26 protein-coding genes and 1 pseudogene are annotated in these 21,542 nt (G+C 29.6%); 1 reads left to right on the top strand and 26 read right to left on the bottom strand.

Annotation, left to right across the window (positions count from 1 at the left end):
• Positions 1-165: 165 nt before the first annotated feature.
• The 24 genes and pseudogenes from ACZ5N4_RS20940 to dapF form a co-directional block, all read right to left on the bottom strand.
• Positions 166-681 carry a SpoIIIAH-like family protein gene (locus tag ACZ5N4_RS20940; protein ID WP_464204435.1) on the bottom strand — a complete coding sequence of 172 codons (516 nt, stop codon included), beginning with the start codon at positions 679-681 and terminating at the stop codon, positions 166-168.
• A 60-nt stretch (positions 682-741) separates the two neighbouring features.
• Entirely contained in the window at positions 742-1,377 is a 636-nt protein-coding gene (spoIIIAG, locus tag ACZ5N4_RS20945) for a stage III sporulation protein AG (protein WP_464204436.1), read from the bottom strand.
• 208 nt (positions 1,378-1,585) lie between these two features.
• Positions 1,586-2,176, bottom strand: a complete 591-nt coding sequence (spoIIIAF, locus tag ACZ5N4_RS20950; protein WP_464204437.1) for a stage III sporulation protein AF — start codon at positions 2,174-2,176, stop codon at positions 1,586-1,588.
• 28 nt (positions 2,177-2,204) lie between these two features.
• Entirely contained in the window at positions 2,205-3,368 is a 1,164-nt protein-coding gene (spoIIIAE, locus tag ACZ5N4_RS20955; protein ID WP_464204438.1) for a stage III sporulation protein AE, read from the bottom strand.
• Between the two features lie 9 nt (positions 3,369-3,377).
• Positions 3,378-3,761, bottom strand: coding sequence for a stage III sporulation protein AD (gene spoIIIAD / locus ACZ5N4_RS20960; protein ID WP_178908046.1), 384 nt, complete (start codon positions 3,759-3,761; stop codon positions 3,378-3,380).
• Positions 3,762-3,770: 9 nt separating this feature from the next.
• Positions 3,771-3,968 (bottom strand): stage III sporulation protein AC, encoded by a 198-nt coding sequence (gene spoIIIAC / locus ACZ5N4_RS20965; protein ID WP_308039526.1) that lies wholly within the window; start codon positions 3,966-3,968, stop codon positions 3,771-3,773.
• Between the two features lie 40 nt (positions 3,969-4,008).
• Entirely contained in the window at positions 4,009-4,527 is a 519-nt protein-coding gene (gene spoIIIAB / locus ACZ5N4_RS20970; RefSeq protein ID WP_464204439.1) for a stage III sporulation protein SpoIIIAB, read from the bottom strand.
• A gap of 1 nt (position 4,528) precedes the next feature.
• A complete protein-coding gene (spoIIIAA, locus tag ACZ5N4_RS20975; RefSeq protein ID WP_464211020.1) occupies positions 4,529-5,452 on the bottom strand; it encodes a stage III sporulation protein AA in 924 nt (307 codons plus the stop codon).
• Positions 5,453-5,865: 413 nt separating this feature from the next.
• Entirely contained in the window at positions 5,866-6,255 is a 390-nt protein-coding gene (locus ACZ5N4_RS20980) for a CD1247 N-terminal domain-containing protein (RefSeq protein WP_178908049.1), read from the bottom strand.
• Positions 6,256-6,296: 41 nt separating this feature from the next.
• Positions 6,297-6,854, bottom strand: coding sequence for an elongation factor P (gene efp / locus ACZ5N4_RS20985; protein ID WP_178908050.1), 558 nt, complete (start codon positions 6,852-6,854; stop codon positions 6,297-6,299).
• A gap of 68 nt (positions 6,855-6,922) precedes the next feature.
• Positions 6,923-7,999 (bottom strand): M24 family metallopeptidase, encoded by a 1,077-nt coding sequence (locus ACZ5N4_RS20990; RefSeq protein ID WP_464204440.1) that lies wholly within the window; start codon positions 7,997-7,999, stop codon positions 6,923-6,925.
• A gap of 223 nt (positions 8,000-8,222) precedes the next feature.
• Positions 8,223-8,639, bottom strand: a complete 417-nt coding sequence (locus tag ACZ5N4_RS20995) for a hypothetical protein (protein WP_464204441.1) — start codon at positions 8,637-8,639, stop codon at positions 8,223-8,225.
• A gap of 13 nt (positions 8,640-8,652) precedes the next feature.
• Entirely contained in the window at positions 8,653-9,105 is a 453-nt protein-coding gene (locus ACZ5N4_RS21000; protein ID WP_464204442.1) for a hypothetical protein, read from the bottom strand.
• A 45-nt stretch (positions 9,106-9,150) separates the two neighbouring features.
• Positions 9,151-9,909, bottom strand: a complete 759-nt coding sequence (locus ACZ5N4_RS21005; protein ID WP_464204443.1) for a hypothetical protein — start codon at positions 9,907-9,909, stop codon at positions 9,151-9,153.
• Entirely contained in the window at positions 9,906-10,259 is a 354-nt protein-coding gene (locus ACZ5N4_RS21010; RefSeq protein WP_464204444.1) for a hypothetical protein, read from the bottom strand. Before ACZ5N4_RS21010 ends, ACZ5N4_RS21005 begins: the two co-directional genes overlap by 4 nt.
• Before the next feature lie 56 nt (positions 10,260-10,315).
• Positions 10,316-10,813: a prepilin-type N-terminal cleavage/methylation domain-containing protein gene (locus tag ACZ5N4_RS21015; RefSeq protein ID WP_464204445.1), complete on the bottom strand. Its 498-nt coding sequence runs from the start codon at positions 10,811-10,813 to the stop codon at positions 10,316-10,318.
• On the bottom strand, positions 10,782-11,072 hold the full coding sequence (locus tag ACZ5N4_RS21020) for a hypothetical protein (protein WP_464211085.1): 291 nt from the start codon (positions 11,070-11,072) through the stop codon (positions 10,782-10,784). The genes ACZ5N4_RS21015 and ACZ5N4_RS21020 overlap by 32 nt, the downstream gene beginning before the upstream one ends.
• A 75-nt stretch (positions 11,073-11,147) precedes the next feature.
• A pseudogene (locus ACZ5N4_RS21025) lies at positions 11,148-11,243 on the bottom strand (prepilin-type N-terminal cleavage/methylation domain-containing protein); the annotation flags it as partial.
• The gene (locus ACZ5N4_RS21030) at positions 11,209-11,652 is read right to left on the bottom strand and encodes a type II secretion system protein (protein ID WP_464204446.1); all 444 of its coding nucleotides are present in this window, start codon (positions 11,650-11,652) and stop codon (positions 11,209-11,211) included. The gene ACZ5N4_RS21030 and the pseudogene ACZ5N4_RS21025, both read right to left, overlap by 35 nt.
• Before the next feature lie 33 nt (positions 11,653-11,685).
• Positions 11,686-12,144 carry a prepilin-type N-terminal cleavage/methylation domain-containing protein gene (locus ACZ5N4_RS21035; RefSeq protein WP_464204447.1) on the bottom strand — a complete coding sequence of 153 codons (459 nt, stop codon included), beginning with the start codon at positions 12,142-12,144 and terminating at the stop codon, positions 11,686-11,688.
• Between the two features lie 101 nt (positions 12,145-12,245).
• Complete coding sequence (locus tag ACZ5N4_RS21040; RefSeq protein WP_464204448.1) at positions 12,246-13,328, bottom strand: type II secretion system F family protein; 1,083 nt, start codon at positions 13,326-13,328, stop codon at positions 12,246-12,248.
• A gap of 155 nt (positions 13,329-13,483) precedes the next feature.
• Positions 13,484-14,986 (bottom strand): GspE/PulE family protein, encoded by a 1,503-nt coding sequence (locus tag ACZ5N4_RS21045; RefSeq protein WP_464204449.1) that lies wholly within the window; start codon positions 14,984-14,986, stop codon positions 13,484-13,486.
• Between the two features lie 154 nt (positions 14,987-15,140).
• The gene (locus tag ACZ5N4_RS21050) at positions 15,141-16,217 is read right to left on the bottom strand and encodes a DPP IV N-terminal domain-containing protein (RefSeq protein WP_464204450.1); all 1,077 of its coding nucleotides are present in this window, start codon (positions 16,215-16,217) and stop codon (positions 15,141-15,143) included.
• Complete coding sequence (gene dapF, locus ACZ5N4_RS21055; protein ID WP_464204451.1) at positions 16,218-17,039, bottom strand: diaminopimelate epimerase; 822 nt, start codon at positions 17,037-17,039, stop codon at positions 16,218-16,220. It abuts the gene before it with no gap.
• Between the two features lie 208 nt (positions 17,040-17,247).
• On the opposite strand from dapF, the gene ACZ5N4_RS21060 reads away from it, so the two are divergent.
• Positions 17,248-18,981: an Rqc2 family fibronectin-binding protein gene (locus ACZ5N4_RS21060; protein ID WP_464204452.1), complete on the top strand. Its 1,734-nt coding sequence runs from the start codon at positions 17,248-17,250 to the stop codon at positions 18,979-18,981.
• Between the two features lie 294 nt (positions 18,982-19,275).
• Here ACZ5N4_RS21060 and ACZ5N4_RS21065 read toward each other — a convergent pair whose 3' ends face one another.
• Both ACZ5N4_RS21065 and ACZ5N4_RS21070 read right to left on the bottom strand, forming a co-directional pair.
• Positions 19,276-20,415 (bottom strand): THUMP domain-containing class I SAM-dependent RNA methyltransferase, encoded by a 1,140-nt coding sequence (locus ACZ5N4_RS21065; protein ID WP_464204453.1) that lies wholly within the window; start codon positions 20,413-20,415, stop codon positions 19,276-19,278.
• An 84-nt stretch (positions 20,416-20,499) separates the two neighbouring features.
• Positions 20,500-21,345, bottom strand: a complete 846-nt coding sequence (locus tag ACZ5N4_RS21070) for an N-acetylmuramoyl-L-alanine amidase family protein (protein ID WP_464204454.1) — start codon at positions 21,343-21,345, stop codon at positions 20,500-20,502.
• Between the last annotated feature and the right edge of the window lie 197 nt (positions 21,346-21,542).

The raw sequence follows: 21,542 nt of genomic DNA on the forward strand, positions 1-21,542 counted from the left end.
CAGTCAAAACTAACTTTACGTATATTATATCAAATAGCTTTCCCTTTTACAAATTAAACATTACCGAATTGATAAATAATTTCTTAAATAAAGATTTAGCCTGTACACTTTAACCTAGATTTTAAGTGTACAGGCTATATATAGTATTAAAATATGTTACTAATTTTATTGTTTAACTTCTATTTCAACTTCTTGAATTTTAGCTATTCCCATCACTACATTTTTTATCTCTCTTGTATCTTTATCCGTAAGTTTGTCCTTTCCTTTTACTACAACTCTTACTTTACCACTTTCTTCTATAGAACAAAGTACATCTTCATAACCTTTACCCTTTAAAGTAGTCTCAATTTTTGATTCATAATTTGTACTCATTGCTAAATCAGTATATTTTTTAGTTGCTTCATCTCTGTTCTCTTTAGATATATTTTTGTCATCAATTAAAGTTTTTAATGTCTGTAGTGTTTGTGCATTTTTTTGCTCACGAGTTAACTTAGCCTCATCAAAGAATGTGGTTTTACTACTTTTCTTATCTGTATTGTTAAAAGATACTGCACTACTTTTTGCGCCACTGCTGTCATCACCATTCACATATAATGGACTATTTAATTTTGTAGCAAGTACCCCCGCACAAACAATAAGAACTAAAAGAGTAGCAATAATTATACCTTGTTTTTTATTCATTTTTTTATTCCCCCTATCAACCTTTCTAACAAATTATATGCTTTTAGAAACATTTATATACTATTTTTTCATAGGATAAACATTAACTTTGTTCTCTGGAATATTAAATAAATCAACCACTGCCTTAGTTATTCTAAGTGCAGTAACTTTTTCTTCAGCACCTTCAGCTACAACACAGACTCCTGAAACCTTTGGTTTATAGGTTTTAACTATAAGAGGCTTTGACTTATCACCCTCATTTGTTACAACAACAGTACTTCCGTTATTCTTCTGTGTGGTATTTCTAGTTCCGCCTTCATTGTCTTTTTCTTCCGTATTACTTGTTGAATCATTTATATTTACTGCAGGAACCTGCTCTTCTCCACTTTCAAAACTAACCATAACCTCTACTTTACCGACACCTTCAATTTTTTCTAAAGTATCCTTTAACTTTTGTTGGATTGTATTTTCATAATCTTGCGCCAATCTATCGCTACTAGTCTGTTGTTCAGTTTTACCTGCCTTATTTCCCCCTTTGTTATCTCCAGCACCTAAACTTTGGATTCCAATTGTGTTAGATGTTTTAAAAAAGCTTACTGTTAAAACTATTAGAACTCCTGCCAATAGCATTATAAGTAAATTAGCTACATTCTTTTTATCCGATGAGTTTTTCTCACTATCTTTAATAAGTTTCTCAAAAAACTTTTTAAAATCCATATGGTCCTCTCCTTTTTATCTTTTAATCTTAGTCATCTTCAAGAAAATAACTAGTCACTATTCTAGTCTATTTTGTGTCATACTGCGTCTGCAGAACCCTTAGATAGGGTACACTATCTGCGGAACCTGCCTCCTTGCCTGACACAAAATATCCGTCGAATCTTTGACTTGTTATTTTTTTCAGGTGCCTTATAAAAGTTACTCAATTTTATATTTTATATACTTGTATTACGTCCTTTGAGACATTAAGCTCATCACCTAAGTATTTCTTTATAGACTGACTTTTTTCGTTATTGATTTCTTTATCACCGTTATCAACAGTCTTACTGTCATCACCTATTTTTATTTTTTTAATTCTTTCTATACTTCCATCCTTAACTCCTACCTTTATATCTTTTATAACAAGTTTATCATTATTGTCATCATAGGAAGCCTCAACCTGAACTTTATAATTACTGTCTGGATATTTTTCTTTTAACTTTTTTTCGCAGTTAGTCTGAAGATTAAGCTTAAATACTTCTAAAGTGTCTTTTATATTCTTTTCTTTATATTTTTGAAACTCATTTTCCGTTTTTTTTGCATCAAAGGATTGAATAGCATTGCTTGTATAGGTATTTATGTCAAAATTTCTATCAAAAACCTTTATTAAGGGATTTATAAAAACTGTAATCAAAATTAAACCTAGTACAAACTTTGCATACTTTTTCAAACTGTTATCAGGAAGAATTATCTCCACAGCAGTTATGAAAAACACAGCAGTACAAATGCCTATAAGCCATTCCCTTAGAACTTGTAACAATGTTTATCACCTTCTTTCTTATGTTTTTTTATCCCCCTATCATTACCTTACCTGCAGATGCTATTATAGCTATCATTATGAAAAACATAACTGATACGCTGATAAGGCACGCTGTCACCAGTACAAGTGAGTCTCCAGCTGCGCTTATACAATTTACTAATCTGCTATCACTTATAGGTTCTATTAATGCTGCAGTAAATTTGTACAAAAGTGACATTATAAGTAACTTAATTATTGGGAACAGCACTATAGCAATTAATATGACAAGACCTAAGCTGCTTAATGCATTTTTTAATAAAATTGAGTAACCAGCTACTGTTGATACAGCATCTGAAAGACTCTTTCCAACTATAGGTACAAAATTGTCTACAGCGAATTTTGCTGTTTTTGCAGTAACTTCATCGATAGTTTTAGCTGTAATTCCTCTTATCGTAATTATTCCTATGAATATTGTCATTACAATACCTTGTCCCCACATAGCCACTTGATTTAAAAGCTTTGTAAGTTTACTAATTTTGTATTCTTCAGACATATTGTTCACAAACTGTAATACAAAAGTCATGCATATTATTGGTATTATTATGTCCATAAATATTTTTGCACTTATGGTTATCGTTCCTATTATAATAGGATCCATAACTGCTGCTTCTACGAATCCACCTACGCTTGCAATAAGCATTATAAGAATTGGCACAATAGCAGTCATAAAGTCCGTCATTTCCTTCATCGTAGATCTTGCTGTATCCACTCCTATATAAAAGCTTTTAGCCATTATTATTATAAGTAGAGAGTAGCATGCAAAATAAGCTATGTTAGATAGACTTTCACCACTAAAGGCCTTTTGTAAATTAGTAAGAAGTGCACATATAAGTGCAATTACCACCAATAGTGCTAATAACTTTAATGATGCAGCAATCTCTTTAAACATATATATGCCTAAAGCATTAATCAGCTTTTTTGTGGATACTTTGCCATCTCCAGTTTTCATAAAATCCTTTACATATGTTTTTACTTCAATATCTTTAAGCAATTCATATTTTGTTTTCATATTGGAGATATAGTCATAAAATTTCTCTATTTGTTCAGTTTCAACTTTTTCGCGAGTATCTATATTAATGTTATTAACCTCTAATGCCTTCACATTAAAGGATGTTACAAAAATCATCAGTAAAACCAATATAATCTTCTTCATAGTTAACACCTACATAATCTTTAGAATTGACTGTAATACAGCCATAAGTATAGGAATTGCCAACACTAAAATAAGTATTTTTCCTGCAAACTCCACTTTAGCCCCTAAGCTTCCTTGTCCCGCATCTCTACATAATTCTCCGCAAAAGGAGGCTAAATAAGCAATGGCTAATATCTTAAATACAGTAGTTAAATATATAAAATCTATATTAGCTTTAGCTGCTAGCTGTTGTAAAAATTGGAGCACTGCAGTTATCTTTGTTATCATAAATAAGAATATCATGACACCAACAGCCAGGCTTATATATACTGCAAAATCTTCTCTTCTCTCTTTGAAAAGCAGTACAATAAATAATGCCATAAACGCAAAAGCAACTATTTTGATTATTTCCATAGCTTCCTCCTAAAGTTGGAACATTGTTCTTACTGTAGTAAATAGTTTGTTTACTAAGTTTATTACCATCATTAAAACTATTAATATACCAGCTAAATTTGTTACTACAGCATAATCTCCTTTTCCACTAGCTTCTAAGACTTTATTTATGATTATTACAATTATACCTACACCAGCAATTTTGAATATTAAACTAATATCCAACATTTTAATTACCCCCTTCTTTTATAAACGTTATTTAGTTAGTCTAAACGAGTATTATAACTATAATAGCCCCCAGCGAAAATCCGAGGTATCTATACATCTTCACGTTTTTACTCATCAAAATCTCTGAGTCTTTTATTCGCTTTTTTAAATTTTCTAAAGTAAGGTGAAATATTCTTTGTTGCCCTTCTATATCTGATTCTCCTAGAGTTTTTGAAAAATCCAATAATATATTCATATCATCTCTTTTTAGGTTCAAGATATCTTTTCTCCTATTTAATACATTACGGAATGCTTCATGTACATTGTTTACTTCATTGTCAAATAATAGGCATGATACTTCTTCGAATATTTCTTTAATTGGATACACACTTTTTTTAGATACATCTTCAATCGCTTCAGGCAAAGGAGTGTGGGTATATACTATTTCATTTTGAAGTTGGTAAATACATCTTTGAAGCTCTTCTAACTGTCTAGTTCTCTTTTTAAACTTCGCTGAATAAACAAATCCTATTCCTGTGGATGCGGCTAGAATCATAATACAACCTAGAAATTTTAACATTCTACCCCCTCCATATCACTGATTTAGTTGAAAAATCATATATACGATCTACTGTTCCAGCACCTTTCTTATTGCTTAAAACGATAGCTCTCTTAAATACATTATTTTCAACAATTTCTTTAAATACAGGTCTATTATATAAATCCTCTATGTCATACCCGTGAATTGTAGTAATTAAACTTACTCCTGAGTTAAGAGCATTTAAAATACTATCAATGTCCTTGTAGGCGCCTATCTCGTCACAAACTATAACATCTGGAGACATGCTTCTTATAGCCATCATTATCCCTTCACTTTTTGGACACCCATCTAAAACATCTGTTCTAAGTCCAATGTTAAGTTGAGGTATTCCATTAAAACATGCTCCTAATTCACTTCTTTCATCAACTACACATACTTTTTTCCCTTCAAAAAACATCTTGTCCATACCATCTGAAATATTTCTCGTTATGTCTCTTATCAATGTAGTTTTTCCGCACTTTGGTGGAGATATTATTATAGTATTTATTACTTCATTGCTCTTTATAATAAATTTCATTATAGAATCTGAACAACCTTTTACTTCTCTACAAATTCTAATATTAAGGGATGCAATGTTTTTTATAGTTTTAACTTCATCTTTTTCTATTACACACTTTCCGCATACACCGACTCTATGTCCACCTTTAATTGTTATATAGCCCTGTTTTAATTCTTCTTCAAAGGCATAAATAGAGTAGTTGCTCATCCTTTGAATGATAGTTTTTAAGTCATCTGATCTTGGTGTATATTTGTTAACTATTTCTCTATTACCTACTTGAAAAACTAAAGGCTTGTCCGCTCTTATTCTGATTTCTTGAAGTGTCTTTGATTGTGATTGAGCTAAATCTCCAAGAGCATCTTTAATACTTTGTGGTAAAATATTTAAAATTTCTTTTGTATCTATCTTTCTCATCTCCTTTCTTTATATTAATTTCTATTTTAATTACTCAGAAATTATTCCAAATAAATAAAAAATTTTATCCGATGACTACCCGCTCTAATACTCCCATCGCGCTCTGTGAAAGCGATTCACACAAAATCAGAAATTTTATTTCTCTGCTTTCACTCTGTGAAAGCGGGAGTAAAGAGCGGCTATGTCCCTGGATTCGTTCAACTAAGAATCAGATGGGGGTTAAATGCCTAAATGGCATTTAACCCCCACCTGATTCAAGTTTCACTTCATAACCAAATAAAAAATACCACATAAATGAGTAACCTCATTTATGTGGTATTAAAATAACTTATTCAATAAACTTCCACTCTAATACTTCTATTTTTGCTAGAAGTATAAAGTAATACCGCTCTGAATTCGTTCAATTATTCACAACAACAATTTTTAGTTGCTATTTTTTTATGGCAATTAGGACATGTAATTTCTTCACCCTTAGCTATTATGTCCTTATCAACATACACAGTATCTCCACAGTTAGGACATTCAAGTTGGATAAAGTTATCACCTTCATCTTCATATAGCTCATAATCTTCATCATAAAAATCTTCTTGAAGTTCTGCTAGGTCTTCATCTATGGCATCTATGTATTCTTGAACAACTTTTTGGGATTCTGAGATTTCAGATATTTCTACAGCTATGTCTTTAAGTACACTAACAATTTCTGTTAATATTCTTCCTTCCTTAGTGCTTTCATCGATACTTAATCCGTCAACTAATCCACTAAGATAAGAAACCTTTGACATAATAGAATTCATTTAACCACATCCTTAAATTTATTTTGCCATAATAGTATTCCTTAAACTCTTTCCATATATTCTCCAGTTCTTGTATCTATTCTTATAATTTCTCCTTCATTTACGAATATAGGAACCGGAACAACTGCTCCAGTCTCAACTGTAGCAGGTTTTAAAACATTTGTAGCTGTATTTCCTTTAACGCCTGGATCTGTTTGAGTTATCATTAATTCAACAAAGTTTGGAGCTTCTACTGAGAATGCTTCACCTTTAAAGAATTTTATTACAGCAAACATATTTTCCTTTAAGAATTTTATAGCGCCTTCAACTTTCTCGTAATTCAAAGGAATTTGCTCAAATGTTTCTTGATCCATGAAATAATATAATTCACCATCTGAATATAAGTACTGCATTTCTTTTCTTTCTATAACTGCTTCTTGAAGTTTTGCTGTTGGGTTAAAAGTTGTATCTGTAACTCCTCCAGTTATAACATTTCTAAGCTTTGTTCTAACGAAAGCTGCTCCTTTACCTGGTTTAACATGAAGAAACTCTATTACAGTAAACACTTGTCCATCTTGTTCAAAAGTAGTTCCTTTTCTTATTTCTCCTGCTGATATCATTTATGTATCCCTCCAAAACTTTATTATTCATTTATTATATTATGACCTTTTACAGGTAATCATATATACTATTCTATACATATTAAATGCTTAGGTGATTTTGAGAATATTTCTATTCCATCTTCTTTTACTAATAATATATCCTCTATTCTTACTCCACCAAAACCTGGTATATAAATTCCTGGTTCATCTGTAACAACTATACCTGCTGGTAATGGTTTATCATTTCTATATCCAACCGTTGGTGCTTCATGAATTTCTCTACCTACTCCATGACCTAAGCCGTGGCCAAAATATTCTCCATAACCTTTTTCTTTGATGTGATCTCTTGCAATTTTGTCAACCTCAATGGCAGGAACCCCTGGTTTAAAACCTTTTAAAGCTTTTTCCTGTGCTTCCAATACAATATTATATATTTCAACCATTTTTTCAGACGGCTTACCTATAACAATTGTTCTTGTCATATCTGAGCAATATCCTTCATAAACACATCCAAAGTCAAGTGTTAAGAATTCTCCTTTATTAATAACCTTATCAGTAGCTTCTCCATGAGGTAAACTTGATCTAACTCCAGATGCAATTATTGAAGGGAATGAAAGGTCTGTAGCTCCTAATTTTTTCATATAAAATTCAAGCTCAAGTCCTACTTCTCTTTCAGTCATTCCTGGTTTTATAAAACTAAGCATATGTTCGAAAGCCTTGTCAGCAATTTCTGCTGCTTTTCTCATAAGCACTAGTTCGCTTTCGTCCTTTACAACTCTTATTTCTTCAATTATACCTTCCATAGGGACTAATTCACAATTAAGTTTACTTTTATAAAGGCTGTATGTACCATAAGAAACTATATTTTCTTCAAATCCAAGCTTTTTAATATTATTTTTATTTACTAATTCTGATAGAAAGTCAGCAAAAGTAATGTTCTTACTGTATTCTAATAGTTCATAGTCTTTAACTTGTTGCTGTGCTTGTTCAGTAAATCTTGAATCTGTAATAAAAAATGCCTTATCAGTTGTTATTACTGAAAAGCTTTCATTCCCAGTAAATCCACTTAAATAATTTCTATTATGATCTCCAATTAAAAGAACAGCATCTAATCCTTTTTTGCTTATTGCATCTCTTAATTTTCTCATTCTTTCTTTATACATCTTATATTACCCCCATATTTACGTAACGTGTAGCATTCACTATTACTTTCTCCAATTTATGTAACAATTATTCCTTATTAAACTTACAATTTAAGAAATAAACGCTCTATGTTTTCACTTTTCAATATAGAGACTACACAATACAGTTCTATTTGAACAATGTTATTTTATCAAAACTTGTGATTATTTGCAAATAATATTAATTTATTTGCTTTCAGATTCTCTACTTGTTTTTTATAAAATCAATATTCACTTTAGTAGTGTTATTGCTGTTTTCATCTTTATTTATTTTTATATTATTAATACGTTGATAATTATCTTTATTTTTTATATCTTCTAGTGTACTTTTAACTACAGAAATATCACCTAAGATTTCAAGTTCTACTGTTGCTTCTTTATTACTTTGACTTCTCAAACCGTTTATTTTAACTTTTTCTTTTCCACTTAAACCCTCTAATATTTCAGTAAATCCAAATTGTTTTAATTTGCTATTATAACTTTTATTTTCATCTATAACTCTTAATTTAGCCTCATTTTCAGATATTTTTTGTTTAACATTGAAATTCTGTACAATTAAAAATACAAATAATATTAAACATAGAATGACCATGATTGGCTTATAAATCGTATTTTTAAACATATATTTTTCCCTCTCACTTTAACTCCATATTTATTTTTATATTCCCCGTATTTTCACCACTCAGAAATACTATCTGTTTTATTATAAATTTATTTTTCATTTCTATTTCTTTTATGAGTAATTTATAATCTAATTTTGTTGAATCAAAATTTAGTTCTATTCTTCTTCCATCTATATATAGACTTTCATAATTGTCATTTTCCTGTACGCTTGCTATATAGGTTAAGAATGTATCTAATGTTCTATTATTTTTACTCTTCGATTCATTCATTTGTTCACTATCTTTCTTTTGTGGTACGAGCCTCTGATTAATTTCAGTATCCAAAAGCTTTTTTTTATTTGTATTTACAAATAACATTTCCATAAGAATTAGGTCTATTATAATAAATATACTTATAAAAACTTTCAGTGACTTTTTTCTCTTAACTTTTCTATCTTCTAAATACCACTCCGGTAAAAAATACATCTTTTCTATTTAAATCATCTCCTTATGATGCCTAAGCTTTAAACTCTATATAAAATAGTTATTATCACAGCAAGCATTTCCTAAGTCTATGCAACTATATTGTTTTTCCGCATCTTTAATTAAAGTTTTGTAAGGAAAGTTCAGAAAAAATATTTTGTTAAATTGATCATGCTCTTGCGATATACTGCATTTAACTTGAAATTTTTTCAACTCATCTATAAAACTATTCTCAGTAAATGTTTTTATAACACTGTTAGCAATCATTTTATTGTCTACACAAGCTAATAAATATAAAATATTTTCATGTATAAAAATAAGGATGTAATTTTTATCTTTAATTCTATTTTTATAATTGTTCAAAATGCAAAATTGTATTGGAAATATGCCCTTTATTTTTCCTCCTCTTTCTGTGCACTTTTTTATTAAATTTGATTTACTCCAATTTAATAAAAATACTATCACATCTAAGCTTGAACCATTATCTTTGATGATTTGATAGGTAAACATAATGTTATCTATATTTTTAAATCGATACTGCAGCTCACCTTTAATAATTGCATGAAGTTTCTCCTTTTTTACCTTTGGGAAAGTCATAAATTTCACATATATTTCTTCGCCATCTACTATTATAAATAGATTTTTATTTTTAAAATCTATTTTAATATCATCAATATTTTTTGCCTCAATATTAATTTCATCATGTTTTTTTAATGCTATTAGTCTGTCTATAAAGCTTTTTTTCAAAATCTCCTTATAAGTTAAATTATCATTATAAACTTGTAATAATCCCTTTTTTCTCATCATTTTATTCCTCCTTTTTTATAAGAATAATCAATGCATCCATAAAATATAGATCCATTAATAATTTTATACTCATATAACTCCTCTTTATAAAACTTATGATTGATATAGTATTCAGCTAAAAAGCAATTTGAATCATTAATATATTTAATTAAATTATCATCATATTTTATAGCAGTACTTGTTGTGGTATTGAAAAATTCTTTTACTCCTTCTTCACTTATACAACTAACACTTTCATAGATATTCTCATCTAATTCAGTTAGAAGAAACTCTCTTGGTTTTTGTATAATGTCCACTTTCATTGTGCTTTGCTGAAGCTTTAAATCATTATTTCTTATTAAAACTTCCATTTTATAAACACCTAAAACAATAAGAAAACATAGGCTGCAGGCAAATAAAACATATATTAAAATAAATCCTTTTTTGCTTTTCCTCTTTCTAGTCCTAAACATCTTTTATACACTTTACCTTTCCTTGTCTCTATAGTTATATATAACACCCTTCCTTTTTCCTCCACAATAAACTCCTTAACATTTTTTAAAATGTTATTGGTTGTAGGTGAATATACAGCGCCATAGGATATTATAATGTCTGAATCACGATCTTTTCTAATATAATCACAACCCTTACCATCATATCTTTTTATAGTAATTCTGTTATCCGATATTTCTGCATACTTAGCATTATTTATTTGGTTTTCAATTATCATAAAAGCCTCATTTACATAAAAATATTCTCTACTTTCATTTATTTCTTGTCTATGTATCTTCATATACTTTGAAATAATAATTACTTGAATAGAGGCTATAATTCCTATTAATGCTGTAACAATCATTAATTCAATTAATGTAAATCCTTTTTTAGCAGCTTTTCTATCTTTTATATTTTCCCTTATAAATCTCACACTCCATAACCTTAGTATTGTTTTTGATCTTTGTATATAATTTTAAATTTAACTTTAATACCTTACCTTGCTCTATATCAATAGACATATAAGGTTCTTCTGATGGTTTATTCCGAGCAAATAAATTAGTTATTCCTTTTTCTTTGATTTTATCCTCTTGAATATTCTCTTTAGAAATATAATATCTATTTTCAAGGGCAAGCTTCTGCATTTCATCATAAGAACAATTATAAATTATGTTATTCTTTGCTGCTTCCATAAATATTGTATTATTATGTATCTCATTACTTGTTTTTTTCAGCTTCAAATTATTCAGTTGAATTGACAATATTGTAATAAATAATATTGAAAATACAGTAATGCTACATATAACTTCTATTAAAGAGTATCCTTTATTAATATTTGAATTCCACGAAAGCTGTTCCCACACACATCGTAATACAGTGCATTTCTCCTTCACGATCTTTGTATTGAATAGTACACGCATCTTCAGTTATACCTCTGTTATCTATTTTTATTTTATTCCCTGGCCTCACTATATTTAATGTAAATTTATCTGGTAACTCTAATCTATAAACTCGCTGTGTTCCAGAGTTTAAACATACAAAGTTTTTTTCAGTATCAAAGTATAAATAACCCCCTGTGTTTTTATCTCTACAATACTCTTTTGAGTTATTTATTAAGTTGATTAGAGAATTACTGAAAATATCAACATCTATTCTATTTTGTAACTTGCTGTATCCACCAAAATTTATTAAACTACAGCTAAATAGTATAGATATTATTCCCAGCACTATCAATAGTTCTATAACAGTAAAACCTTTCTTTTTAGTTCTCATATAAATTACTCCATTATGATTATCTTTAGAAAATTATGTACCAGACTTAGTACTTGATTGTATGTTTGTAGACGTGGCTTTTGGATATACAGTTCTTCCATTATATATTACTAAAAGAGAGTTTTGAGCTGCATCGATTGTTGCTTTACAAGTCTTACCATCACTTTTATAATTTATATCTACACATTGGTCTCCTAAAGACGAATTTTCTACCGTAGTACCAGCTTCAACTGAGGTTAGTGTATCTATATTGGCTTTTACATTGTCTTTGTCAAATTTCCCTTCATTATCTCCATAACTTGCCATGGCTGCTGTCTGAATTTGCTTTGCTGTATTTATGGCTTTTGTTACTTTGGCCTTTTCTTGATAAGCTGAAAATTTTGGAACTAAAAATCCCATAAGAACCAATATTATAGAAATAACCAACATAAGTTCTATTATAGTAAAACCTTTTTCCTTTGAATTTATTATTTTCTTATAATTTATTTTCATAATCTTTTCCTTTCCTATAAAAATTTTTATCCGATAACTACCGTCCTGAATTTCTTCAACTAAACTTCAAGTAGCCTTTGAGAATCTAATTTGAAAATGCCTTATGCTATAGAATCCATGATATTTATAATAGGCATAAAGGCTGCTATTATAAATACTCCTACAAATAAAGCTAAAAATATAATAATCATTGGCTCCATTAAGCTTAAAAGCCTTTTTAAATACTCCTCTAATTCATTTTCAAGTATCTCTCCAAGCTTTGATAGCATCTGTTCAACCTTTCCAGTCTCCTCTCCAATGGAAATTAGAGATAAAAATAGTTCATTTCCTAGTTCCTGTTTCTTAAAAGAAGAATTCATACTCTCTCCTTGCTTTATATCTTCTATGCAATTCTTAATTTTATTCTCTATTACTTTATTATCTAAAACACTAATAACAGTTTCCAAAGCTTCTATTATATTAAAACCTGCTTCTATAAGCATAGATAGTGATACTGAAAACTTATATAAAAAAAGATTATTATAATATCTTCTTAAGTAGGGAATTTTAATTTTTATATTATCGAAGTAAAGTTTACCTTCATTTGTTCTTGAGTATTGATATATAGTAATCATAATTGTAAATAAAATTATATTTATTAGGTAAAAGTTTGCTCTAAGAAAATTATAAAAATCTAATGTGATTTGCGTTAGAAAAGGAATGTCTCCACCAATAGACAATAGTGTATCTATAAAGTTAGGTATTATTTTAGCCATTAAGAATAAAATTATAAAGAAAGAGCTTGTTAGCACAACTAAAGGATATGTAATTGCTGATTTCACTTTATTAACTAATTTGTCTTGTTTATCATAATATTCCGATAAATTTTCTAGTATTTTATCTAGTTTCCCACTTTCTTCTCCTATCTTAATCATCTCATTCATGAACAATGGATACACATCAGGTTCTTTTTTCAAGCTTTTATAGATACTTTCTCCTCTTGAAACATTTCTTTCTACCCTGTATAAACTCTGCTTCAATGTTCTTTTATTACATTGGGATGCTATAGTATTTAATGCTTGAGATACTGAAATTCCAGCACTTATCATACTGCTTAACCCTTTACATAAAAAACTTATGTCCCGAGAGTTAACTCGTTCTTTAAATATATATTTTAAAATACTATTTTTCTTTTTAAAATCCAAAAGATAATATCCATTATCCTTTAATTTGTCTCTTAGTTCAATTATGTCTTCGCCTTCATATTCCCCCTCAAATTTGTTTCCTTGAATATTTATGGCACTATATTTAAATATGTTACCACTCCTTCCATGTTGTAAAAGTATGTCTAACTCCTTAATTATAGATTTATTCTTATAAATTCTTCATAAGTAGTCACTCCACTTTTTATAAGTTCAACACAATGTTCTCTCATGGAAGCCATACCTCTATTAATATTTAAATTTCTAATATCCTCTACAGATTTTTTATATTTGATTTTAATGTTTTTTAATTTATTAATGTCCATTATTTCATATACTACAGTTCTTCCTTTATAGCCTGTATTGTTACATTTCCAACATCCTGCACCTTTATATAACTTGTAGGATAGAGAAAGATTTAAGTCTTTAATTTCATTATTTGAAGCATTATAAGACTTTTTACAGTATGGACATATTTTCCTAATAAGTCTCTGAGATATGACAGCTTTTAAAGCTTCCTCAATAAAATATGATTGTATCCCCATATCTTTAAGCCTTAATATAGATTCTGCTGCGTCATTAGTATGTAGCGTACTTATAACTAAATGTCCTGTTACCGCTGCTCTAATAGCAATCTGTGCTGTTTCCTCATCCCTAATTTCACCAACCATTATTACATCTGGATCTTGTCTTAATATGCTTCTAAGACCTTCTGCAAATGTAAAACCTATTTTAGTATTCACATTGACTTGATTAATATTTTCAAGGCTATATTCTACAGGATCTTCTATACTAGTTATATTTTTTTCTATCTTATTTAAAGAATTTAACATAGAGTATAAAGTTGTAGTCTTTCCACTACCTGTAGGACCTGTTACGAGTATAATTCCATGCCTGCTTTTAATCATTGATTTTATTGTATTTACGTCTCTATCGCTAAATCCTAACCTATCTAAAGACTTCATATTATCAGATCTATACAGAATTCTTATTACAATTTTCTCTCCATATACGGTAGGAAGAGTTGAAACTCTTAAATCATAATCTTTATCCTCATATAAGTATCTTATTTTTCCATCCTGTGGTACCCTCTTCTCTGATATGTCCATTGTGCCCATTATTTTAAGTCTTGTACATACAAGGAAATATATGTTTTTAGGCATCGATGTAAAGTAGCTTATAATTCCATCTACTCTGAATCTTACTATAGTTTCTTCTTGAAAGGGCTCAAGATGAATATCACTAGCATTTTGATATATAGCTCCATTTAATATAGAATTAACTATTTTAACTACGGGAGCATCCTGCAATTTTTCTTCATCATAGTTTTTTATACTTTCTTCTTTAATGTTTAATTTGCTTTCCAGCTCAATAATTTTTATAGCATTCTCTAAACTGTACTTACAATAATATTTATTAATGGCACTTACTATTTTTAATTCACTGGCATAAAAAAATTTTATATCTTTTCCGCTTATAAACCTTAATTCTTCTTCTAATAAAATAGTTGGTGTTTTACTTGTCGCTATATAAATATAATCATCGACTTCTTTAAAAGCTAATAAACAGTTATCATTTGCTATTTTTTCTGGTATCTTTTGCACAACTTTACTATTTATAGCTGTATTTTCTAAATCTATGGTCTCCCTAATCTTACTCATATAAGTACCTTTCTCACCTCAACTTTCTTACTCTCATATTAAAATTATGTCCACTGTTTTAATTCGTAAACAAATTTCCCATAATTTATTAAACCAAAATAAAAATCACATAAAATCTACCAAATATTTAAGTAGATTTTATGTGATTAAAATGTTAGCCAGAACTATACACATTATACTTTCCTTTATGAGTTGATATAAGATTTATGGAGCCTTCTTCTCTATCATACATATATACGTCTAAAGAATTTTCTTGGTTTGGTTCATCCATTCCACAAAAATATATGTTTCCTTGTATATCCATAGCTATTCCGGAAGCTTCATCCAACTCCTTTGGAAAATCATATGTAAGCCTCTGTATTTTTAAATCTTTAGCTGAAAATTTATATACTGCCATTTGTTTTTCATCATCTTCACTGCCAATAAAAAAAGCCTCTCCCTTTTGATAATTTGCAGCTGATCTAATTATGTTAGTTACATTAGTAGCTATACTTTTTGTTATGTTTTTTTCACTGTCAAAATAATATACAGCTTGTGAATTCCCCTGCCTTGAAATAAATAATATATTATTTCCAATTGGAGTAAAATGTAGACAATATCCATTTGTATTATCTAAATAAACTTCTTCTTTATTACTGTTAAAATCATAAGAATAAATTTTATCTGAATCAGATTTTCCTTCCATGCTTCCATAGTAAATTATTTTATTGTCACTTATCCATTCATACAAATTACCTGAAACTAATACTTTCGATTTTAAACTTATATACTTACCTTTTTTAATATCGTATATCTTCATTCCTTCAGCACTTTCCATTGAGTCTTCTTTAAAGCTTCTGAAGGCAAGCTTATCTCCTGTTGGACTAAGCTTTGTGTCTAAAGCAGTATAAAAGTCCTTTAGTTCCTTTTTTCTATTATCTTTTATTATTGTAATTTTATTGTGATTAAAATTCTGTCCTTTAGATATATTTTCAGTATAAACATAAATTTGATTTTTAGAGTTATATGTTAATCCAAGCAGACTTTCTATTGACCCAATCTTGTACAAATCCTTATTTTCTATTTTATATACCTCTGAATTTTCCCCCTTATTTTCTAATGCAGTCACCTGAGAATAATGTGGTAGATTATCCACCTCTTCAGAAGTTTCTCTACTGAAACTACAAGCTGTACAATTTAAGGTAAAAAACAAAATTATAATGATAGATAAAGTCTTGTAAAATACTTTCATTTAAACTTCATATTCCCCTTTAAAAGAAACTACTGCAGGTCCTGTCATAAATACACCATTTTCTTTTATTTCTACAAATAGTTCTCCACCTGGTACTTGAACTTCCACATTTTTACCTGTAAAACCCAATCTATTAGAAGCTATTACAGAAGCACAACTTCCAGTTCCACAGGCCAACGTAGGTCCTGCACCTCTTTCCCAGGTCTTAACTCTAATTTTATTATCGTTTATAACTTCACAAAAGTTAACATTGGTTCCCTCTGGAAAAATATCATATTTTTCTATAACTTTTCCTTCTTCAACATCATAGTCATCAAGCTTTCCAAATAAAACTGTGTGGGGTACACCCATAAACATAGTTGTTATATTATATTCTTTGCCATTAACTTTTATTTGTTCATTTATAATTTCTTTATCAAACTTAGAAGGTATTTGTTCTGGGATAAAAGTCGGGGTTCCCATATTAATTGTGACCTCTTTCGCTTCATTATCCTTTACATGGATAAAAGCTTCCTTTATGCCATCTCCAGTCTCTACTTTTATGCAATCCCCTTTTGCAATTCCTTCATCCCAAACGTATTTTGCAAAGCACCTTATACCATTACCACACATGGAAGCATAAGAACCATCTGCGTTTATAATAACCATTTGTGTTTGTGCAATGTCGCTATTTCTGACTATTAATATCCCATCTCCGCCGATTCCAAAATTTCTGTTACAAAGTTCCCTTGCAAGTTCTCCTTCTTTTCCTAAAAACATACCATTTCTATCATCAACTACTATAAAGTCATTTCCATTGCCATGCATTTTCGTAAATTTCATCTATAATTCGCCGCCTTTCTTAAAAATGTTCTTACTAAATAAAACTTCAAATTTAGTTTACTACTACACTAAAATTTTATCAATAGATTATACTGCACAACAAGTTAAATTACCAAAAATATTACTTAATGTAGATATTTTTATGTTATAATATGCCCATAATATTCTTTGATAAGATATTGATTTAGATATAGAAAGGATGATATCTGTGGCATTAGACGGAATTTTTATACACAGTATAATAGAAGAACTTAAGAATACCATATTAAATGGGAGAATCGATAAGGTAAGTCAACCAGAAAAAGATGAAATAGTTTTATCAATAAAAAATGAACGAAAAACTTATAAGCTTTTGATTAGCTCCAGTTCTGTTTATCCTAAAATACATTTTACAAAAATAAGTAAAGTAAATCCAATGCAACCGCCTATGTTTTGTATGGTTTTAAGAAAACATCTAAATACCGCTAAATTAATAAAAATACATCAGCTTGATACTGACAGAGTTGTTTTGTTAGATTTCGAAACTACTGATGAATTAGGATTTAACAGCATTTACACCCTTGTAATAGAAATTATGGGGAGACATAGTAATATTACTTTGATTAGACAAAGAGACAACATGATTATGGATAGTATAAAACATATTACTCCAGAAATAAATTCCGTAAGATCCGTTTACCCTGGAATTAAATATATTTTCCCTCCAACTTCAACTAAGTTAAATCCTTTTGATTATAGTATAGAAGACTTTAAGCTATATATTATTGAAAACAATATTAAATATGATAAGAATTTTTTCTCCAAAGTATTCACAGGGGTAAGTTCCCAGTTTTCAAAAGAGCTTACTTATCAAATTAATAATTCAGGAAAAGAACTTACTGAAAGCAACTTAGAATATATATATAATTATTCTGTTAAAAGATTTGAAAATATAAAAAATGGTGAGTTTTGCTTCTCTGAATACTCACTAAATGGAGTAGTTAAAGACTTTTACTGTCAAGAGCTTACTCACCTATGTGAGTATAATCAGAAAACCTTTCAATCACCATCAGATTTAATTGAAGAATTTTATTTTGAAAAGGATAAAGCTGATAGATTAAATAATAAAAGTTCTGATCTTCAGAAACTTGTAAATGTAAATCTGGACAGATGTAATAAAAAAATACAGATACTGAAAAATAGCTTGGAAGAATGTGATCGTAAGGATACTTATAAGATTTATGGTGAACTTTTGACAGCAAATATATACAGTTTGAAAAAAGGTGATATATCTGCTGAATTACAAAATTACTATAGTGAAGACTTAGAATACATTGAAATTAAGCTTGATCCTAATAAAACTCCATCTGAAAACATTCAATACTACTTTAAAAAGTATAACAAACTAAAAAAGACCGAAGAGGCAGCCAAGGTCCAACTAGAGGTAACAGAACAAGAAATGGAATATCTAAACTCCGTACTGACAAATATAAAGAACGCAGAGGATTATGAAAGCATTGAAGAAATTAAGCGAGAACTAATGGAAACTGGTTATATAAAATTCAAAAAAGTAAACAACAAAAAAACTAAAACTACCAAACCTATGAAATTTATATCTAGCGATGGTATTGAAATATATGTTGGTAAAAATAACTTTCAAAATGATTATTTAACCTTAAAATTTGCAGATAAAAGAGACATATGGATGCATACCAAAAATATACCTGGCTCTCATATTATAATAAAAAACTTTGGAGCTGTTCCTGATAAAACCTTAGAAGAGGCTGCTATGCTAGCTGCTTTTTATAGCAAAGCAAAAGAATCCACAAAAGTAGCTGTAGATTATACTGAAGTGAAAAATGTTCATAAACCTAATGGTTCGAAACCTGGAATGGTTATATATTACACCAATAAAACAATATATATAGACCCTAAAAAGCCCGAGATAGAGCAAGTTCATTAGATTTTACAGAGTACAAACCACAGAATTAAATATAGGGAAACAACCTAGAAAGTTGACTTATACAGAGGGATATGTTTCCAAAGCTGAAGTAGATTTAAAAACTTTGTGCCAGTCTTAGTGAAGGGTTTTGAGAGAACCTTAAAACTTTAGAGTTGTTTGAGCACAGCGAGTTCTCGAAAGTTCTTAGGTTGTCTTGAAGCCCAAGCTTTAGACTGGCTAAAAGTTTTTAACGTGCTGAAGCTTGGAAACATATCCCGGCGTATAAGTCAACTTTCGGCCTAATAACCCTATATTCTATTCATAATACTTCTTTTCAGGCTTTGGTCCAAAATACTGATAATAGTAACATTTAAGTCTGCCATTATAGAGCTTTCTGTTTTTATCTGCATCTTTTCCAAAATGTCTTTGAAATTCTGAATGTGCTGTTATCACAAAATAGGACCAATCTCTAAGATTTTGAAATACTTCTCCCATATCTTTATATAATTTTTCAACCTCTTTAATTTCTCCTAATCTTTCTCCATATGGAGGGTTAGTGATTATAAATCCATATCTTTTTTTAGAGCTAAAATTTTGCATAGGTATTTTTTGAAAGTTTATGTAGTTCTCTACCCCTGCCTTTTTTGCATTTTCCATAGCAGTTCTAATTACTCTACCGTCCATATCAGAGGCTAGTATCTTGAATTCTTTATTATTTATTGCATTTGTTGCATATTTTCTACTTTCATCCCATATGCTTTTAGGTATTATATCCCATTGTTCTGATATAAAAGTTCTATTTAATCCTGGAGCAATATTTTTGCCTATAAGTGCAGCCTCAATGGCTATAGTTCCTGAGCCACACATTGGATCTGCCAATATTCTTGATGGCTCCCATTTACTTAAAAGTACTAGTGCCGCTCCTAAAGTTTCTTTTATAGGTGCTCCTCCTGCATTTTCTCTGTATCCTCTTTTATGAAGTCCTGAACCTGACGTATCTAAAGTTACAGTTGCTATATCTTTTAATATCCCTATTTCTATTTTATATTCTGGACCATCTTCGCTAAACCATTCTGTTTTGTACTTTTTTTTCATTGCTTCAACTACTGCTTTTTTTACAATAGATTGGCAGTCAGGCACACTAAATAAAGTAGATTTAACAGACTTACCTGAAACATGCATAAATGCATTTACTGGCATTATACTTCCCCAATCAACGGCGAGAGTGCCTTGGAATAAGTCCTCAAAAGTTTCTGCTTTAAACTCTGCCATTTTTATTAAAATTCTATCTGATGTTCTAAGCCACATATTGCATGTTACTATATCTCTCTCATCACCTTCAAAAGTTACCTTACCGTTTTCTATTTTTAAATCGTCATACCCCAATTCTTTTAATTCACTTGCCACTACTGATTCCAATCCAAAAGTTGATGTTGCAATTAATGTATAGTTCATTTACTTCTCTCCCTTTTCTCTAATCATAAGCCTATTATATACTATCATTACCACATTCTTAAGACAATATGAAAATTAACCATCTTATTGTAGTGCTGAACCTATTCCTTCTGCTAAAGCTTTAGCTAGTTTATTTTGATATTCAGTGCTACTAAGTAATTTATCTTCCTCAGCATTTGAGAGAAACCCCATCTCCACTAATACTACAGGAACCTTTGACCAGTTAAATCCTGTCATGTCCTTCCGTTCACTTAAACCTCTATTCTGCATACCTACATCTTTAACTAATCTATCCAATATTATCTTTCCATACTTAGAGCTTTTATCATATATTAATTTTGTATTCTCATTAATTGGTGCTGGAATAAGCATTGAAGCTCCATTTACACTTGAGTTATCACTAGAGTCTGCATGTATTCTAATTGCTAAATCAGCATTTTCTTTATTTGCAATCTCTACTCTTTCGACGTTTCCCAAGCTTTTAGAATTCTCTACTTTTGTCATTTTAACAATATATCCTCTTTCTTCAAGAATAGTCCTGAGCTTTAATGCAACCTTCATATTAACAAGATATTCTGGGGTTTTACTAAGAACGCCTTCTGCTCCTCCTCCATCTTTTATTTTCATCGACCTTGAATTAGGTTCGATAGGTTCTTTATCTAAATTAGATTTATTGGCATGTCCAGGATCTATGACAATGACCTTCCTCTTTATTTCTCCTGTAGAAACTTTTTTATCTATCTTCAATTTATCATCTTTCTTTTCAGATTTCTCTATACTTTTACTATGGATGGAAATGTTATTCACCTTCCAGGGTATAGCTTGTCCACTTGTTATTTTTAAATAAGATTCCTGCAATGCTTTTGATACGAATACTACAATTAAAAGAACCAGAATTAAACTTACGACAATGTTTTTAGATTTTCTCATGAATGTCAATACCTCTTTTTATTAAAATTGTCACTCTATAAGGCATCTGAAAAAAAATAACAAGTCAAAGATGCGACGGATATTTTGTGTCAAACAAGGAGGCAGGTTCCGCAGATAGTTGACCCTATCTAAGGGTTCTGGTGACGCAGTATGACGCAAAATAGACTAGCATACTGACTAGTTATTTCTTTGAAGAT

The sequence above is a fragment of the Clostridium nitrophenolicum genome, from assembly GCF_055391695.1.

Coding starts and splice junctions, on each gene's coding strand:
- ACZ5N4_RS20940 (WP_464204435.1), bottom strand. CDS start 681: ATGAATAAAAAACAAGGTATAATTATTGCTACTCTTTTAGTTCTTATT.
- spoIIIAG (WP_464204436.1), bottom strand. CDS start 1,377: ATGGATTTTAAAAAGTTTTTTGAGAAACTTATTAAAGATAGTGAGAAA.
- spoIIIAE (WP_464204438.1), bottom strand. CDS start 3,368: ATGAAGAAGATTATATTGGTTTTACTGATGATTTTTGTAACATCCTTT.
- spoIIIAD (WP_178908046.1), bottom strand. CDS start 3,761: ATGGAAATAATCAAAATAGTTGCTTTTGCGTTTATGGCATTATTTATT.
- spoIIIAC (WP_308039526.1), bottom strand. CDS start 3,968: ATGTTGGATATTAGTTTAATATTCAAAATTGCTGGTGTAGGTATAATT.
- spoIIIAB (WP_464204439.1), bottom strand. CDS start 4,527: ATGTTAAAATTTCTAGGTTGTATTATGATTCTAGCCGCATCCACAGGA.
- ACZ5N4_RS20980 (WP_178908049.1), bottom strand. CDS start 6,255: ATGAATTCTATTATGTCAAAGGTTTCTTATCTTAGTGGATTAGTTGAC.
- efp (WP_178908050.1), bottom strand. CDS start 6,854: ATGATATCAGCAGGAGAAATAAGAAAAGGAACTACTTTTGAACAAGAT.
- ACZ5N4_RS20990 (WP_464204440.1), bottom strand. CDS start 7,999: ATGTATAAAGAAAGAATGAGAAAATTAAGAGATGCAATAAGCAAAAAA.
- ACZ5N4_RS20995 (WP_464204441.1), bottom strand. CDS start 8,639: ATGTTTAAAAATACGATTTATAAGCCAATCATGGTCATTCTATGTTTA.
- ACZ5N4_RS21000 (WP_464204442.1), bottom strand. CDS start 9,105: ATGTATTTTTTACCGGAGTGGTATTTAGAAGATAGAAAAGTTAAGAGA.
- ACZ5N4_RS21005 (WP_464204443.1), bottom strand. CDS start 9,909: ATGATGAGAAAAAAGGGATTATTACAAGTTTATAATGATAATTTAACT.
- ACZ5N4_RS21010 (WP_464204444.1), bottom strand. CDS start 10,259: ATGGAAGTTTTAATAAGAAATAATGATTTAAAGCTTCAGCAAAGCACA.
- ACZ5N4_RS21020 (WP_464211085.1), bottom strand. CDS start 11,072: ATGGAAGCAGCAAAGAATAACATAATTTATAATTGTTCTTATGATGAA.
- ACZ5N4_RS21030 (WP_464204446.1), bottom strand. CDS start 11,652: ATGAGAACTAAAAAGAAAGGTTTTACTGTTATAGAACTATTGATAGTG.
- ACZ5N4_RS21035 (WP_464204447.1), bottom strand. CDS start 12,144: ATGAAAATAAATTATAAGAAAATAATAAATTCAAAGGAAAAAGGTTTT.
- ACZ5N4_RS21045 (WP_464204449.1), bottom strand. CDS start 14,986: ATGAGTAAGATTAGGGAGACCATAGATTTAGAAAATACAGCTATAAAT.
- ACZ5N4_RS21050 (WP_464204450.1), bottom strand. CDS start 16,217: ATGAAAGTATTTTACAAGACTTTATCTATCATTATAATTTTGTTTTTT.
- dapF (WP_464204451.1), bottom strand. CDS start 17,039: ATGAAATTTACGAAAATGCATGGCAATGGAAATGACTTTATAGTAGTT.
- ACZ5N4_RS21065 (WP_464204453.1), bottom strand. CDS start 20,415: ATGAACTATACATTAATTGCAACATCAACTTTTGGATTGGAATCAGTA.
- ACZ5N4_RS21070 (WP_464204454.1), bottom strand. CDS start 21,345: ATGAGAAAATCTAAAAACATTGTCGTAAGTTTAATTCTGGTTCTTTTA.